3 protein-coding genes are annotated in these 17,454 nt (G+C 65.5%); all 3 read right to left on the reverse strand.

The window, feature by feature from the left end; genetic code table 11:
- Nucleotides 1–580: 580 nt before the first annotated feature.
- The 3 genes from JFN90_RS15305 to JFN90_RS15315 all read right to left on the reverse strand — a co-directional run bounded on the left by JFN90_RS15305 (nt 581) and on the right by JFN90_RS15315 (nt 17,354).
- Nucleotides 581–8,704 carry an Ig-like domain-containing protein gene (locus tag JFN90_RS15305; protein WP_236019028.1) on the reverse strand — a complete coding sequence of 2,708 codons (8,124 nt, stop codon included), beginning with the start codon at nt 8,702–8,704 and terminating at the stop codon, nt 581–583.
- 34 nt (nt 8,705–8,738) lie between these two features.
- A complete protein-coding gene (locus JFN90_RS15310) occupies nt 8,739–10,736 on the reverse strand; it encodes an Ig-like domain-containing protein (protein ID WP_236019029.1) in 1,998 nt (665 codons plus the stop codon).
- Nucleotides 10,737–10,829: 93 nt separating this feature from the next.
- Complete coding sequence (locus JFN90_RS15315) at nt 10,830–17,354, reverse strand: CxxxxCH/CxxCH domain c-type cytochrome (protein WP_199395999.1); 6,525 nt, start codon at nt 17,352–17,354, stop codon at nt 10,830–10,832.
- Between the last annotated feature and the right edge of the window lie 100 nt (nt 17,355–17,454).

The raw sequence follows: 17,454 nt of genomic DNA on the forward strand, positions 1-17,454 counted from the left end.
TTGCGGACCTGGAGGGTGCCACCGGTACTGCCCAGCTTCGTTTGTATCTGGTACGATGTTGCCGCCCAGGACCAGAGTGCCCCCGATATGATGGCCGTAGCAGCCAGAACAGCCAGTGTCTTTTTCAGCATAACCTTCCCCTGTCTCTCATCTTCTAGTGCGGCAATGGACGATTAGAGGTGCGAAATAATCCTACGGACGGTCTCTAATGAGCAACAACCATACCCGAAATTCGCTACGCCATATCGCGGAAGATTGATTTTGTCGGACAGGGGAAGCAACCGCTCTAATGAAAAGAGAAATTTTTCAAAAGGCAATACTTGGCAGGGTTTGGCAAATTTTAAGAATAAAGCACCGCGCGCACCCCCCTGCGGGGGCTGTTTGGGGATATCACGGGAAGCTTTTGGGGTAAAAGGCTGGGTTGGCAATAAAAAGGCAACAAAAAGGTAAGGCAAAACTAACCAGGAGGGGCACGCGGTTTAGGGTGGCCGCCAGGCCGAAAGCCTGGACACGGCTAACCGTAAATTGGGGAGAGCAGAGGGTGACGCCCCGGACTGGCCGGGGCGTCACCCTCTAGGGGTTACTGCAGAGGCCTTGCGTAGTTAGGAGTACCAATTCTGCCGGTGCCGGCGGAGCCGTCATGCTTGTTGCAGGCGCCGCCCCAGGTGGAGGAGGCGGTGTAGCAGGTAGGCGCCGTGGTGGTGGCCCAGTTGGCCTCGGACATGTTAAGACCGAGTTCCGCACCGTAGATGAAGCGGTAGCTCTTGGTGGCCCCGGCGGTCAGCGTGGTGATGGACCGGTTGTTACCGTGGATGCCGCCGATGGTGTTGACCCCGCCGCCCATGTGGCAGTTGAAGCAGACGATACCGTGGTCATTGTAGGTGCCCGGTCCCCACGGCACGTTGTCGAAGGTGCTGTGTTCGATACGGGATTTGCCGGTCACCGTCACGTTGCTGTAGTTGTAGACGGTGCTCAGATGGCAACGGTAGCAAACGAAGGTGGCGCTGCCATCGTTGGTGTTGGTGGCTGCCGCGTCGGCGCCGTTTTTGTCCTGCAGCATCCGGGTGGCGTTCCTCGCACCGTGGGCATTGCTCTCGTTCAGGTGACAGTCGGAGCAGTGCAGGCCGGTATCCCAGGTAACGGCAACACCATCTTTCGAGGTGCCGGTCCAGCCACCGCGGGAGGCATAGGTGGAGGCGTAGGCCGCAGTATAGCGCTTGGTGTAGATATTCAGGTTGTGATGGCTGGCGTAGGCGCTACCCACCGCGTTGCCGGAGTTGAACTGCGATTTGACGTTGAGCGGCGTGCCGCCGTCCAGCGGGTTGAACGGAGTATTCTTCCGCGCCAGGGCTGTGCCGGTGGTGATGGCGTCACCGGCGGTGTTGACGGTGATGGTGGAGGCGCCGTCGGCGTCGTGGCAGTTGACGCAGAAGCGGTCCATGTTGTCGCGGTCGGTGGAGTTGATGGTGGTGCCGCCGGCGCGTCGTCCCGGCCAGGACCAGTAGTTGGTGCCTGCGACGCCAGGGTTGCCCTGGCTGTCGACGTTCCTCAACAGTATCGGCGCGCCGCTGGTGCCATGCGCGGTTACCTGCTTCACCGAACTCTCGGTGGAAGTGGTGTCGCCCTCGGCGTGGCAGATGATGCAGTCCACGTTCTTGACCGAGGTGTTCTTGATGTGCCTGGACGGGCGGACGAAGTCGTCGCCGGTGGAGCCCAGGGTAGCACCCACGACCTGCTGGCGCACGCCGCGCGGGGAGTTGTGGCACAAGAGGCAGCTGCCGCCGGATCCCTTGAAGCCTGCGTTGTGCGAGTGGCACTGGGTGCAGTTCACGGTGCCGTTGTGGCCCGCGGTGGTGTTGTTGTACCTGTGGGCGGCGGTCTGGCTGTGGCAGACCTCGCAGATGCGGTTCGAGGTGGCGTGAACCGTATCGCTACCCTTGTCGGTCGCCGGGTTCAGGTAGGATACCGCGATGGTTGGGCTGCTGTTGGTGGCCCAGTTGCTGCCATCGCCGGTCGCTACGCTGGTGACGGCGCGCATGATGTTGGGGGTGGTCATGTTGTGGCAGGTGGCGCAGGTGAAGGCGCCGTACTTCTTGCCGGGCTCACCCCAGCCGCCGTTGGCACTCCACTTGGTGGAGCCGGTGGTGGTGGAGGTATGCAGCATAGGGCTGTTGGCCCATGCGGTGCGCACCGGGGTGTAGGGGCCGACGGCTACGCCGGTTGCCGAGTAGTTGCCGCGGGCGTCCAGCGCGAAGATCTTATAGTAGTAGACCGTGCCGTTGGTAAGCGGTGCGTCGATGAAGTTATTGAGACTCCCCACGTACGCCACGGTGCTGGAGCCAATGATGTTGTCCTGCAGGTAGTTGACACCTTCCACCGGGGTGTCGGTGACGGCGCTGCCGGCACGGCGCAGCACCACGATACCGGCGAAGTCGGTATCGGCCGGGTTGGTCCAGTACAGCGAGTTGGACGCGATGCCGGCGGCACCACCCGCTGCGGTGACGTTGGCCGGGGAAAGGTTGTCGATGGTGACGGTCGCAGAGGCGGTGTCACCGTACGATTTCGGGTTGCTGGATGCGATCGCGGTCACCGTACCGGTTACGGCATAGGTTGCACCCGGAGGTACCGGCATGGACGTCGCCGTCTTGGCATTGATAACCAAGACGTACTGCGTCGGCGTCGTCGTCACCGTGATCGGGGTGGTCAAGGTGATGGCCACGGTATTGGACCCCGGGTTGGCGGTACCGTAAATGGTGGTGCCGGTGTCGTCGGTCACGTTGATCGAGGCGATACCCGCCCAGGTCCCGTTGGCAAGAGTCACGGTGACGCCGGTGACGGTGTCGGTCCCGGCCTGAGTGGCCAGGGTGAAGGCGTCAAGGTCGATCTCGGTGCCTCCCGGAGGGATGGTGAGGCTGATCTCGCCCGTCCCCTGGCCCACGGTGGTGGTGGCCGCTGCGGTGGTGAAGCTCGTGGTGGTGCTGTATGCCGAGATGTTGCCCGCGGCGTCCTTCGTCCTCACGTGCCAATAGTAGGTGGTGCTGTTGGTGAGCGTCGGCGCGAAGGAAAGACCGGTCTGCCATGCGCTCTGCTGGACCCCGGCGGTGAAGCCGGAGTTGGTGGCGATTTCGAAGAAGTACTGCACCGCTGCCGTGGTGTTGGCGTCAGTCGCCATGCTGGTGGACAGCGACGCGGTCGTTGCCACGGCGGTGGCGAGGTTGGCCGGAGACGAGTTGGCGAAGCCGGCCGGGGCCACGGTATCGACGTAGACCGAGACGCTGGAAGGCGTCGCGTCCGGGTTGGAAGCGCTGTCCAACGCACGCGCCAGGATGGTGTGCGCGACGTAGTCCTCGGCAGGCAGGGTCCAGGAGTAGCTCCAGGAACCGGTACCGATGGCGGTGTTCCAGGAGGTACCGTTGTTCACGGAAACCTGTACCGAGCCGAGCGCGTTGGTGCCGGCGGTTGCGGTACCGCTGATCACGGCCGGCGAGGTCGAGAAGACGGTGCCGGCGGTCGGGGCGGAGAGAACGGTTTCAGGAGCGACCACGCCGGAGGTGAAGCTCCAGGTGGTGGTGTAGGCAGTGGTGTTGCCGGCGGCGTCCTTCGCCATGACGTGCCAGAAGTACTGGGTAGCCGGAGCCAGGGTCGGGGTGAAGCTTGTGCCAAGCTGCCAGCCGCTCTGCTGCACGCCGGTAGTGAAGCCGGAGTTGGTGGCGATCTCGAAGAAGTACTGCACCGCGGCCGAGGTGTTGCCGTCGGTGGCGGTGGTCGAGGCGAGCGAGGCATTAAGCGCCACGGCCGTGGCCAGGTTTGCCGGGGCGGAGTTGTTCAACCCTGCCGGGGCGACGTTATCCACCCGGACCGAGACCTGCGCCGGGGTGGCGTCGGCATAACCGAGCGTATCGACGCCCTTGGCGAGGATGGTGTGTGCCACGTAGTCCTCACTGGCAAGTGCCCAACTGAAGGACCAGGAGGTGGTGCCGGTGGCGGCAGCCCAGGTGCTGCCGTTGTTGGTGGAAACCTGGACCGAGGCCAGCGGGTTGGCGCCGGCGCTCGCGGTACCGGTGATGGAAGCCGGACCGGTGGTGATCACCGCGTTGGCGGCCGGTGCGCTCATGATGGTGTCGGGGAGCGCGATGGCCGAGGCGGAACCGGAGATGGTGGCGCCTGCGGAGAGGTTGCCTACTTCGTCCAGGGAGCAGACCCTGTAGTAGTAGGTGGTGCCGTTGGTTACCGCGTTATCGAAGTAGGAGGTGCCGTTGCCGGTGTAGAGCGCGGTGCCCGAGCAGTCGGCCGGAGCGGAGACGCTCGACTTGACCACCTTATAGGTATTAACCGGGTCGAGGCCGGCGCCGGCGTCGCTGGCCGGGGTCCAGCTGATCTTGATGTAGCCGTCGCCGGAGGAATCGCTCGCGCTGCCGTCGATGGGAGCTGTGGTGTCGACCGCGAAGTCGAGGCCGGTGGCCACGGTGAAGTCCGGGGTGCCGGTGAACGCGGTCCAGGCGCTGACAGCACCCTTGCTGTCCTTCGCCCTCACTCTCCAGTCGAAGGAGCCGTCGGCGAGACCGCCGCAGAAGGCCTGGGCGGTGGCCGGGCCGGTGACGTAGGGGCTCGCACAGTCAGCGATGCCGTCGTTGTTCAGATCAACCTCGAGGAGGACGGAATCGCCGTTGCCGCCGTCGACAGTGGTGCCGATGACCACCACGTTGGTGGAGGCGGCGGCGCCGGATGCGATGGCGGTGGTGCCGTCGGCCTGGAACTGGGCCAGGGCGGTCGGCGCGGCCGGAGCGGCGTTGGTGAGCGCAACGGTGAAATCGGGATCGCTGCCGCCGAAGTCGACCCAGGCGCTGTATGCAGTCCCGTCGGTAGTGCGGGCGCGCCATTTGTAGGAGAGTCCGTCGGTAAGGCCGGAGCAGGCGGCGGAAGCCACCGAACCGCTGGTCACCGCAGTGGAGGAGCAATTGGCGGCGCCGGCGAAGGCGTTGCCGTTGGTGATCATCTCGACCTGCAGAGTGACGTTGTCACCGTTGGGGTCGGAGACGGGAGCCTTCACGACCACGGTGGAACCGGTGGCGTTGCCCCCCTGGGCGATGGCGGTGGTGCCGTCGGCCTGGTACTGGGCAGCTACCGGTGCATCCGGGCCGCTCTGGCCGATGGTGCTGAAGCTCCAGGTGGTGGAGTAGTTGGAGATATTGCCCGCCGCGTCCTTCGCCCTAACGTGCCAGTAGTAGGAGTTGGCGCTGGCAAGCGTCGGGGCAAAGCTGGTGCCAGTCTGCCAGCTGCTCTGCTGCACTCCGGTGGTGAAGGTGTTGTCGGTTGCCAGTTCGAAGAAGTACTGCACCGCGGTGCTGGTGTTGGCGTCGGTTGCCACCGCAGACGTCAGGGAAGTGGCCAGAGCCACGTTGGTGGCTAGGTTGGCCGGGGTCGCGTTGGCGACGTTGGCCGGCGCCACGTTGTCGACGCGGACCACGACCTGTGCCGGGGTGGCGTCGGCGTAGCCCAGGCTGTCCACGCCCTTGGCGAGGATGGTGTGCGCGACGTAGTCTTCGGTGGGCGGTGCCCAGGTGAAGGACCAGGGAGCGGTGCCGGTGGCGGCGGCCCAGGTGGTGCCGTTATTGGTGGAGACCTGGACCGATGCGACCGGGTTGGCGCCGGCGCTGGAACCACCGGTGATGGATACCGGGCCGGTGCCAACTACGGTGTTGGCGGCCGGGGCGGTGATGGTGGTATCGGGCAGCGCGATGGTCGAGGGGGATCCGGAAACGGTGACGCCTGCGGAGAGGTTGGTGGCCTCGTCCAGGGCGCACACCCTATAGTAATAAGTGGTGCCGTTGGTAACGGCGCTGTCGAAGTACGAAGTGCCGTTGCCGGCGTAGAGCGCCGCGGCCGAGCAGTCGGCCGGAGTGGAGACGCTCGACTTGACCAGCTTGTAAGTATTGACGGGGTCGAGGCCGGCGCCGGAGTCGGTGGCCGCGGTCCAGCTCACCGTGATGTAGCCGTCGCCGGAGGTGGCGCTGGCGATGCCGTCGGTCGGCGGGGTGGTGTCGATGCCGAAGTCGAGGCCGGTGGAGACCAGGAAGTCGGGGGTGCCGGTGAAGGCCGTCCAGGCGCTGGAAACGGCCTTGCTGTCCTTGGCGCGCACCCTCCAGTCGTAGGAGCCGTCGGCGAGACCGTTGCAGATGGCCTGGGCGGTGGCGGGGCCGGTGACGTAGGGGCTGGCGCAGTCGGCGATGCCGTCGTTGTTCAGGTCGACCTCGAGAAGGACCGGGTCGCCGTTGCCGCCGTCAACGGTGGCGCCGATGACCACCGCGTTGCTGCTGGCGGTGCCGCCGGTGGCGATGGCGGTGGTGCCGTCCGCCTGGTACTGGGCCAGGGCGGTCGGCGCTGCCGGGGTCGTGTTCGGTACCGTGACAGTGAAGTCGGGGTTGCTGGCGCCGAAGTCGACCCAGGCGCTGCTCAGCGTGCCGTCAGTGGTACGGGCGCGCCATTTATAGGCAAGGCCGTCGGTCAGGCCTGAGCAGGTGGCGCTCGCCACCGAGCCGCTTGCCACCGAGGTGGAGGAGCAGTTCGGGGTGCCGGAGAAGGTGTTGGCGTTGGTGATCATCTCCACCTGAAGGGTCACGTTGTCGCCGTTCACGTCGGTGACGGTCGACTTGATCACTACCGAGGTGGAGGTCGCGGTGCCGGCCTGCGCGATCGCGGTGCTGCCGTCGGCCTGGTACTGGCTGGCGGACGGGACGTTAGGCGCGGTCGGAGCGATGGTGGTGAAGCTCCAGGTGGTGGTGTAGGCGCTGGTGTTGCCGGCGGCGTCCTTCGCCCTCACGTGCCAGTAGTAGGTGGTGCCGCCTACCAGGGTCGGTGCGAAGGTCTTGGTGGTCTGCCAGCCGCTCTGCTGCACGCCGGTGGTGAAACCGCTGTCGGTGGCGAGCTCGAAGAAGTACTGCACCGCCGCGCTCACGTTGGCGTCGGTGGCGGTCCCGGAGGAAAGCGACGTGGTCAGCGCCTGGTTGGTCGCCAGGTTGGCCGGAGCCGAGTTGGCAAGCCCAGCCGGGGCCACGGTATCGACGATCACGGTGACCGAGGCCGGGGAGGTGTCTTCGTTGGCTGCGTTGTCGACCGCCTTGACCAGGATGGTGTGCGAGACGTAGTCCTCGGCAGGGAGGGTCCAGGAGAAGGACCAGGCGGAGGTGCCGGTCGCCGCGCTCCAGGTGGAGCCGTTGTTGGTGGAGACCTGTACCGAGCCGAGGGCGTTGGTTCCGGCAGTGGCGCTACCGGTGATGGCAGCCGGGCTGGTGGAGAGAACTGCCGATGCCAGCGGCGCGCTGATCGCGGTGTCGGGGCGGACAATAGCCGTCGCGGTGGTGTAGCTGAACGGATAGGAGCTGGCCATCGTGTTGCCGGCGCTGTCAGTGATGCCGGTGCCGGCAGTTACGGTGTACGGGGTGTTGGCCGCCTGCCCGGTCGGGGTGAACACGGCCTGGCTGCCGGAGCAGCTGGTCTTGGCCCAGGTGACGGCCGGGGAGATGGTGACCGTGCTGGTGGTCACCGTGGCGCAGTTGACCGCCTCGCTGAAGTTAAGGGTTACGGTGCTGTCCGGGGTGATGCCGGTGGCGCCGCTGGTCGGGACGGTGCTCGTCACGCTCGGCTTAACGGTATCGACCACGACGGTGACCGGCGAGCCGTACACGAGGGAGACGTTGCCGGCCGCATCCTTGGCCCAGGGGTAGAGGGTAAAGCTGCCGTCGGTGGCCACAGTGTAACTGGTCGGCGCGGTGCCGGTCCAGCCTGCTGCGCCGGCAAGCGGGGCGGTCGAAGTGGTGGTGATCATGTAGCCGGTGACGCCGGTGTTGTCGGTCGCGGCGAAGCCGGTAACCGGGATGGTCCTGGAGAGTGACGGCGTTGTGGCCGCGAAGCCTGCAGATACCACCGGCTTGGTGGTGTCACCCCCGCCGCCGCTGGTGACGGTCACGGTGATCGCCTGCTCGACGTGCGATTTCGCGGAGTCGTGGCCGACGCCGAGCACCACGACCGTGTAGGTCCCTGCGGCGGTGCCGGCCGGAACCGTCACGATAGCGTCGGTACCCATGTTGTCGGCGATGCCGTCGAGGTCCTTGGCGGTCGCGTTGTCGTAGGCGGCGTTCCTGGTGCCAGTGTCCCACGCAGAGGTGTCGTAGTTGATGGTGTAACCCACCGGGCTCGACGGGTACTCGCCCGAGGCGCTGTAGCTGTTGGCGGTGGCCCAGCCGGCCGCCACGCCGTCGGCCGCGTCCCAGACCGCGTTCCAGCCGGGGATCGCCGGCGAGTTCACGGTACCCTTGGCGAGAGTCCAGCCGGTCGGCAGGTTGATCTCCACCCCAACACCTACGTTGCTTGCGGCGTTGGTCACGTTGGTCACCTTCCAGTCCACCTCGAAGGCCCCCCCGGCTGCGACAGTCACCGCGGTCCCCACCACGCCGTTGATGGCTGTGGTGATGGTCGCGTCCGGGTCGATCTGCACGTGGCACCCCGAGGCGCTGCAGGAGGTGTACTTGGTCGGCCACGCGTTGGCGTTGCGGGGCATGAGCATAGCGGTAACGCAGAAAATCGCGATAACCAGTGTCAGCACCAGCGAGCCTATCAGGTTCATGCGGGTACGGCCGCTCATATTGCGCAGCAGTCCCAGCCCGGATGCAGCTTCAACTGTTTCCTGAGTTGTCGACACTCTCATCGATCTCCTCAAATCCTTCATCGAGCGCTCCTATCTAGTATTGCGTCCAGCTGCCGGTCGCGCCCTTGCTGTCGGTGGCGCGCGCCTGCCATTTGAAACGCCCGTTGGGAATACTGCTGCAGGTAGCGGCCGCGGAGCTGCCGCTGGTGACCAGCGAGCTGCTGCAGGTCGGGTTCCCGGTGAAGCCGGCGCTGACGTCGGCAAGCTCGATGTCAAGCTGCACGGTGTCGCTGTCCGGGTCGGTCACCGTCCCCTTGAAGATCAGCGTGGTCAGGTTGGTGTAGAGGCCCTTGGTCAGCACCGTGGTGCCGTCGTTCTTGTACTGAACCAGCGTGGCCGGCGCGCCCGGAGCGTTGTTCGGGACCGGGGCCGAGGTGGTGTAGCTGAAGGGGTAGCTGGCGGCCAGCGTATTGCCGGCGGTATCAGCTACCGCCGCACCCACCGTTACCGTGTAGCTGGTGGAGTTGGCTTGGCCGGAAGGGGTGAACACCGCCTGGCTCCCGGAGCAGCTGGACCTGGTCCAGGTCACCGCCGGAGAGATGGTCACCGTGCTGGTGGTCACCGTGGTGCAGTTGATGTTCTCGCTGAAGTTCAGGGTCACCGCGCCGTTCAGGTTGGTCCCGGTGGCGCCGTTGACCGGCACCGTGCTGGAAACCGTCGGTTTCACAGTGTCGACCACTACCGCGACCGGCGTGCCGTACACCGCGGAGACGTTGCCGTAGGTGTCCTTGGCCCAGGGGTAGAGGGTAAAGCTGCCGTCGGAGGCGACCGTGTAATTGGTGGGGGCGGTCCCCAGCCAGCCCGCGGCACCGGCAAGCGGTGCGGTGGCACTGGTGGTGATCATGTACCCGGTAACGCCGTTGGCGTCGGTCGCTGCGAACCCGGAGACCGTTATGGTGCGGGACAGCGAGGGCGTCGTGGCGGCGAAGCCCGCGGTTACCACAGGCTTGGTCGAGTCTACGAAGACCGCGACCGGCGCGCCGTACACGAGGGAGACGTTGCCGGCGGCATCCTTGGCCCAGGGGTAAAGGGTGTAGCTGCCGTCAGTGGCAACGGTGTAGCTGGTCGGCGCGGTGCCAGTCCACCCTGCTGCGCCGGCAAGCGGTGCGGTGGAGCTGGTGGTGATAATGTACCCGGTGACCCCGGTATTGTCGGTGGCTGCGAAGCCGGAAACCGTGATGGTCTTGGAGAGTGACGGCGTGGTGGCAGCGAAGCCTGCGGAGACCACCGGCTTGGTGGTGTCGCCCCCGCCGCCGCTGGTGACGGTGACGGTGATCGCCTGTTCGACGTGCGACTTCGCGGAGTCGTGGCCGACGCCGAGCACCACGACCGTGTAGGTGCCTGCGGCAGTGCCGGCCGGGACCGTCACGATGGCGTCGGTACCCATGTTGTCGGCGATGCCGTCAAGGTCCTTGGCGGTCGCGTTGTCGTAGGCGGCGTTCCTGGTGCCGGTGTCCCACGCAGAGGTGTCGTAGTTGATGGTGTAACCCACCGGGCTCGACGGGTACTCGCCCGAGGCGCTGTAGCTGTTGGCGGTGGCCCAGCCGGCCGCCACGCCGTCGGCCGCGTCCCAGACCGCGTTCCAGCCGGGGATCGCCGGCGAGTTCACGGTACCCTTGGCGAGAGTCCAGCCGGTCGGCAGGTTGATCTCCACCCCAACACCTACGTTGCTTGCGGCGTTGGTCACGTTGGTCACCTTCCAGTCCACCTCGAAGGCCCCCCCGGCTGCGACAGTCACCGCGGTCCCCACCACGCCGTTGATGGCTGTGGTGATGGTCGCGTCTGGGTCGATCTGCACGTGACACCCCGAGGCGCTGCAGGAGGTGTACTTGGTCGGCCACGCGTTGGCGTTGGGCATGAAGTAAGAAGTGACACAGAATCCGGAGAACAGCAGGACCATCACGAGTGCCGCTACCAGGTTCATGCGCACACGACCGCTCACGTTCCCGATGATCCCATCCAGCGACTGGACAGTTGCCAGATCCGAACCTTTCTCCGGGTGGATTCCTGCTTCTACAACTGCTTTTTTCATAGTGACCTCTTCCCCATCGTTTTTTGCCGTTATGTATCGAAATTCAAAGTTTTTTAAAGGTCCCTCCCGGGCCGGAGCCCGGGAGGAGCGTGGTTACAGGTTGAGATGGCACATGGTGCAATCGCGTGCCGCGCCGAAGTCGTTGGTCCAGTGTACGGCGTTGCCGCTGTGGCAGACGATGTTGGAGCAGCTGCCGTTGGAGTAAGTGCCCACTGTCAGGTAGTTCTTCGACGTATCGTAGGAAGTAACACCCTGCTTATAGGTGCGGGTCTTGTTCCAGCCCGCAACGCCACCGGTGTAGTTGACGAACGCGGCATCGGTAACCTGCGCCTTCGACTTCATGTAGGCGTTCGGTACGAAGGCGATGTCATTCTTGCCGTTGACGTGGTTGGCAAGGTTGGTGATCCTGGCCGCGCCGATGGCGTCTGCATTGTTGCCGGTGGTGTTGCCGTGGCAGGACGCGGTGGAGCAGGAGCTGTTGTACTTGTTGCGCGGCAGGTTGACCGTCGTGTAGTGGCAGATGTTGCAGCCGATGGTGGTCGACTGGGCCGGGTCACCGTGACCGGCGTTGACGCCCACCGCACCGGAAGCCGGCAAGAGGCCGGTGGTGCCGCTGAAGATGTCGTCGTAGTGAATGCCGACCTTGTGCGCCGCGTGCGAATCGGTGCTCGGTGCGTTCTCGTGGCAGCCCGAGCAGCGGGTCGCGGCGGTGTAGGTCTGGTTCCACTGCGGCGTGGTGGTGTTCTCGTGGCAGTAGACGTTGGAGCAGGAGACCGTGCCGGTGCCGGTGCTGCCGATGAGGCCAGCCGCGCTGTTCTTCTTCCTGAGCGTGCTGGCACCGGTGACAGTGTTCAGCTCCACCTCGACGCTGCCGTTCATGTGGTTGGCCAGGGTGACCGGGTGGCAGTTGGCACAGCCGAAGCCGTAGGCTTTCCAAGTGACGCCGTCGGTGTCGGTGCCGGTGGAGACGTTAGCCGTATAGTTGTAGAACGGCAGGGTGCCCCAGGCGGTGCCGACGTGGCGGGTGTGCGCGCCGGAGAGGGTCCCGTGGCACCCTTTGCAGTCGAGCGCTGCGCCCCACACGGCGTTAGCGGCTGTGTAGCCGGTGCCGGCATGGCAGGAGACGTTGGTGCAGGTCTTGCTCCCCGGGTAACCGAAGCTTGCTGTCCCGCCGTTTTGAACGTCGGCCACCTTGTTGGTGTGGTTGCCGATGATCTGGGTGCCGGTGGCGTCCACGGTGCTGCTGTGGCACAGCACGCAAGTGGCGGCGCCGGCAGCTTTCACGTGTTTCTGGTGCGAGTTGGCGCTGGGGGACCCTTGGGACCCGCTGGTGTAGTTCGGCTCGCCGGCAACCGAGGTGAAGGCGACCCCGGCGGTGCCGAAGGTTTTCGCGCCGTGACAGCCGTTGCAGCCCAGTGTGGTACCGCCCCAGGAGGGGCTGGCCGGTTCCACGGTCGCCACCATCCCGGTCAGGCCCTTCTTGCCGGAGCTGTGGCAGTAGCTGGCGGAGCAGATACCGCCGACATAGGTGCTGCTCTTGCCGGCCTTGACGCCGGAGTAGTTGACGAAGGTGTCGGCGTGGACCAGCGTGTTGTAGATCTGGGTATCGCTGGAGACACTTTGCGCGTGGCACTCCACACACCCGTAGTTGGTCACGGCGGAGCCGGTGTTCACGTGCTGTGGATGCGAGCCGGTAGCGAGGATGTTGGTGCCCAGGGCCACCGGGCCGCCGTGGCAACCGTTGCAGTTGAGTGTGGCGCCCCACTGCGCGTCCGCCACGCCCGCCACCTTGCCGTTGCCGGAGTGGCAACTGATGTTGGAGCAGGTCTTGTTGGCGCGTTTGTAGAAGGTTTTGCCGCCACCCGAGGTGAAGTTGTTGAAGCCGTTCAGGTGCTGGCTGCCGCTGATGATGGCAGTGCCGTTGCTGGTGGTCTTGGAATGGCAGAAGACACAGGTCGCTGCCCCGCCGCTTCCCACGTGCTTCTTGTGGGAGTTGGCGCTCTCGGTCCCCGGCAGGCCGGATGTATAGTTGGGCTCGCCGACGGCGGTAGTGAATTCGACTCCCGCGGTACCCAGGCCTTGCGCGCCGTGGCAGCCGTTGCAACCCATGCCCGTGCCGCTCCAGTTGGGAGCCGCCGGTTCGATGGTGGCGACCATGCCGGATTGCCCCTTCTTACCGGAAGTGTGGCAGTAGGTCGCAGAGCAGGTGCCGCCGACTACGGTGCTCCTCTTGCCCGCCCTGACACCGGAGTAGTCCACGAAGTTGTTCATATGGTTGGCGGCGCCCAGGGTGGTGTCGCTGGTGACCGTGTTGGCATGGCACTCGACGCACGCCAGGTTGTCGCCGATCACCGTGCTCTGGTTGGTGTGCTGCGCGTGCGCCCCGGTGACGATCCTGTTGGTGGCAAGGCCAACCGGGCCGCCGTGGCAGCCGTTGCAGCCAAGGCTTACGCCCCACTGCGCGTCGGCGACCGAGGCGATCTTGCCGTTACTTGAGTGGCAGGTGATGTTGGAGCAGGTCTTGTTCACCTTCTTCCCGAAACTGAGGTCGGCGGCGGTGTAGTTGGAGAAGCCGTTCAGGTGCTGGTTACCGGCGATCAAGGTGGTGCCGTTTGCGGTGGTCTTCGCGTGGCACTTGGCGCAGGTAGTGGCGCCGGCTGCGCCGACGTGCTTTTCGTGACTGTTGGCGGCCGCAAGGCCGGAGCTCACGTAGTTAGGCTCGCCCGCCACGGAGTTGAAGGCAACCCCGGCGGTACCCATGGCTTTCGCGCCGTGGCAGCCGTTGCAGCCCATGGCCGCGCCGCCCCAGGAGGGGGCTGCCGGTTCGACCGTCGCCACCATCCCGGTCTGTCCCTTCTTGCCGGAGGTGTGGCAGTAGGTGGCGGAGCAGGTGCCGCCGCTGTAGGTGGTGCTCCTGCCGGCCTTGACGCCGGAGTAGTCGACGAAGGTGTTCAGGTGGTTGAGCGGCGTGGAGACCAGCGAGTCGCTGGACACCGTTTTCGAGTGGCACTCGACGCAGCCCAGGTTGTCGCCCAGAACGCTCGCCTGGTCCATGTGCTGCGGGTGGCTGCCGGTGTTGAGCTTTTTGGTGCCCAGGGCCGCCGGGCCGCCGTGGCAGCCGTTGCACAGCAGGGTGTCGCCCCACTGGGCGTCGGCCACGCCCACCACCTTGCCGTTGCCGCTGTGGCAGGTGATGTTGGAGCAGGTCTTGTTGGCGACCTTTCCGAAGCTGCCGTTGGCAGAGGTGTAGTTGGCCAGGCGGTCCAGGTGCTGGCTACCCACGATGATGGCCGTACCGTTGGTCGTGGTCTTCGAGTGGCAGTTGGAACAGGTGGTGGCCCCGGCTGCACCCACGTGTTTCTTATGGGAGTTGGCATTGGTGGAGCCGGCCGTGCCGCTCACGTAGTTGGGCTCGCCGGCTACCGAAGGGAAGTCGACGCCTGCGGTCCCGAAGGGCTGCGCGCCGTGGCAGCCGTTGCATCCCATGCCGGTGGCGCTCCAGTTCGGAGCCGCCGGCTCGACGGTGGCGACCATGTTGGCCTGCCCCTTCTTGCCGGAGGTGTGGCAGTAGGTCGCGGAGCAGGTGCCCGAGACCAGGGTGCTCCTCTTGCCCGCCTTGGCGCCGGAGTAGTCCACGTAGGCGTTCATGTGGTTCGCAGGCGTGCCGATGGCGGTATTGCTGGAGACGGTGTTGGAGTGGCACTCGGCGCAGACGAGGTTGTCCCCGAGTACCAGGGGTTGGTTGGTGTGCTGGGTGTGCGCACCGGTGTTGATGATGTTGCTGCCAAGAGCAGCCGGACCGCCGTGGCAGCCGTTGCAGTTCAAGGTGGCGCCCCACTGCGCGTCGGCAACCGAAACGACCTTGCCGTTGCCCGAGTGGCAGCTGATGTTGGAGCAGGTCTTGTTCACCTTCTTGCCGAAACTGAGGTCGGCGGCGGTGTAGTTGGAGAAGCCGTTCAGGTGCTGGTTACCCGCGATCAGCGTGGTGCCGTTTGCGGTGGTCTTCGCGTGGCACTTGGCGCAGGTGCTGGCGCCGGCGGCGCCGACGTGCTTTTCATGGCTGTTGGCGGCGGCGAGGCCGGAGCTTACGTAGTTAGGCTCGCCCGCGACGGAAGTGAAGGCGACCCCGGCGGTCCCGAAAGGCCTGGCGCCGTGGCAGCCGTTGCAGCCCATGGCGGGGCCGCTCCAGGAGGGGGCTGCCGGTTCGACCGTCGCCACCATGCCGGACTGCCCTTTCTTGCCGGAGGTGTGGCAGTAGCTGGCGGAGCAGGTGCCACCGCTGTAGGTGGTGCTTCTTCCCGCCCTGACGCCGGAGTAGTCAACGAAGGAGTTCAGGTGGTTGAGCGGAGTGGAAACCACAGAGTCGCTGGAGACGGTCTTGGAGTGGCACTCGACACAACCGAGGTTGTCCCCCAGGACGTTGGCCTGGTCCATGTGCGCCGCGTGCTTGCCCGAGGCCAGTTTCCTGGTACCCAGGGCCGCCGGGCCGCCGTGGCAGCCGTTGCAGCCCAGGGCGGTGCCCCACTGGGCGTCGAAGACGCCGGACACCTTGCCGTTGCCGCTGTGGCAGGTGATGTTGGAGCAGCTCTTGCTGGCGACCTTGCCGAAGCTGCCATTAGCGGAGGTGTAGTTGGCCAGGCGGTCCAGATGCTGGCTTCCGGCGATGATGGACGTGCCGTTGGTCGTGGTTTTCGAGTGGCAGTTGGAACAGGTGGTCGCGCCGGCAGCGCCGACGTGCTTTTCGTGGCTGTTGGCGGCGGTAAGGCCCGAGCTCGCGTAGTTCGGCTCACCCGCGACGGAAGTGAAGGCGACCCCGGCGGTACCCATAGCCTTGGCGCCGTGGCAGCCGTTGCAACCCATGGCCGGTCCGCTCCAGGACGGATTGGCAGGCTCGACGGTGGCGACCATGCCGGTCTGCCCCTTCTTGCCGGAGGTGTGACAGTAGGTCGCGGAGCAGGTGCCGGAGACCAGCGTGCTGCTCTTGCCAGCCCTGACGCCGGAGTAGTCCACGAAGTTGTTCATGTGGTTTGCCGGAGTGGCGATGGCGGTGTCGACCGCGACAGTCTTCGCGTGGCACTCGGCGCACACCATGTTGTCGCCGATCACCGAGGGCTGGTTCGTGTGCTGGGTGTGCGCCCCGGTATTGATGACGTTGCTTCCCAGCGCAAGCGGGCCGCCATGACAGCCGTTGCAGCCGAGGCTGGCGCCCCATTGGGCGTCCGCTACCACCGGGACCTTGCCGTTGCCGGAATGGCAGCTGATGTTGGAGCAGGTCTTGTTGGCCTTCTTGCCGAAGCTGGCGCTGCCGGAGGTGTAGTTGATGAAGCCGTCGATGTGCTGACCGCCGGCGACGATGCTGGTGCCGGTGGTCGTGGTCTTGGCGTGGCAGCTGTTGCAGGTGGAGGCGCCCGCCGCCCCGACGTGCTTCTGATGGCTGTTGGCGGCGGCAAGGCCGGAGCTCACATAGTTAGGTTCGCCCGCGACGGAGCTGAAGGCGACCCCTGCGGTCCCCATCGGCTGGACGCCGTGGCAACCGTTGCAGACCATGGCCGCGCCGCTCCAGGAGGGAGCTGCCGGCTCGACGGTCGATGCCATGCCGGTCACACCCTTCTTGCCCGAGGTGTGGCAGTAGCTGGTGGAGCAGGAGCCTCCGGAATAGGTCTTGCCGGCCTTGGCGCCGGAGTACTCGACGAAGGTGTTGACGTGGTTGGCGACGGTGCCGATGGCCGAGTCGCTCGCCGCGGTCTTGCCGTGGCAGTCGGCGCAGCCGTAGTTGTTGCCCAGGGTGCCGCTGTTGTTGATGTGGGCCTGGTGCTTGCCGGTAGCGAGGATCTTGGTCCCCAGGGACGCCGGACCGCCGTGGCAGCCGTTGCAGCCAAGGGTCGCGTTGCCCCAGTTGGGGGCGGTGGTCACCGTGAAAGGACTGGTCTTCGAGGTACCGTCACTGTGGCAGTAGATGCCCGAGCAAGTGCCAAAGGTGTTGGACTGGCTCGGGAGAAAATCGTTGGTCGGGCCGGAGTAGCTCCCGCCGTTGTTGGGGGTCGCGGTGAAGCTGACCGCAATGCCGCGATGGGTCACACTGGTCGCGTGGGCAAACGGCTTCGCCTCGGCGCTGTGGTCCACGTGACACTTGACGCAGGCGCCGGTGCCGGTGCCGTAATAGGTGCCGTGCTTGGAACCGGAAACCGGGTGGCCCGCACTCAGCGAGGAACCGTGGCAGCTATTGCAATCCGCAGGGCTGGCATAGGCCGTGCTCCCCCACTCGGGGCTGGTGCGCTCGAAGTGGCAGTTCACGCTGGAGCAGGAACCCAGCGGACTCGGGGGCACCGAGGTCTGGTTCAGGAAGGCGCGGCTGTAGCTGCCCGTCGCGGAACCGTTGATGCTCCCGGAGACCTTGATGTCAGCGGTGCGGTGGCCGTTCTGGTACACGAGTACGGCGGAGCCGTGGCACTTGACGCACGACAGGGCGTTACTGTCGGCATGGCTGCCATGATTGCCCTTGAATGCGCCGGAGACGGGAATACGCCGTCCGTTGGCCGAATCAAGAGGAGGCATGGTGTGGCAGGCGTCGCACCCGTAGTTGTACTGCGGTGCGGCCTCGGCCTTCGTGCCAGCCAAGAGTGCAACTCCCAGCGTCATCAGCAAAGCTATCACTCGTGGGTTATACCATCCGAGTCTGCGGTAGCCCCTCATTTCCACTCCTTTATCTCAAAACACC

Source organism: Geomonas propionica (assembly GCF_016458235.1).
Taxonomy (GTDB): Bacteria; Desulfobacterota; Desulfuromonadia; order Geobacterales; family Geobacteraceae; genus Geomonas; species Geomonas propionica.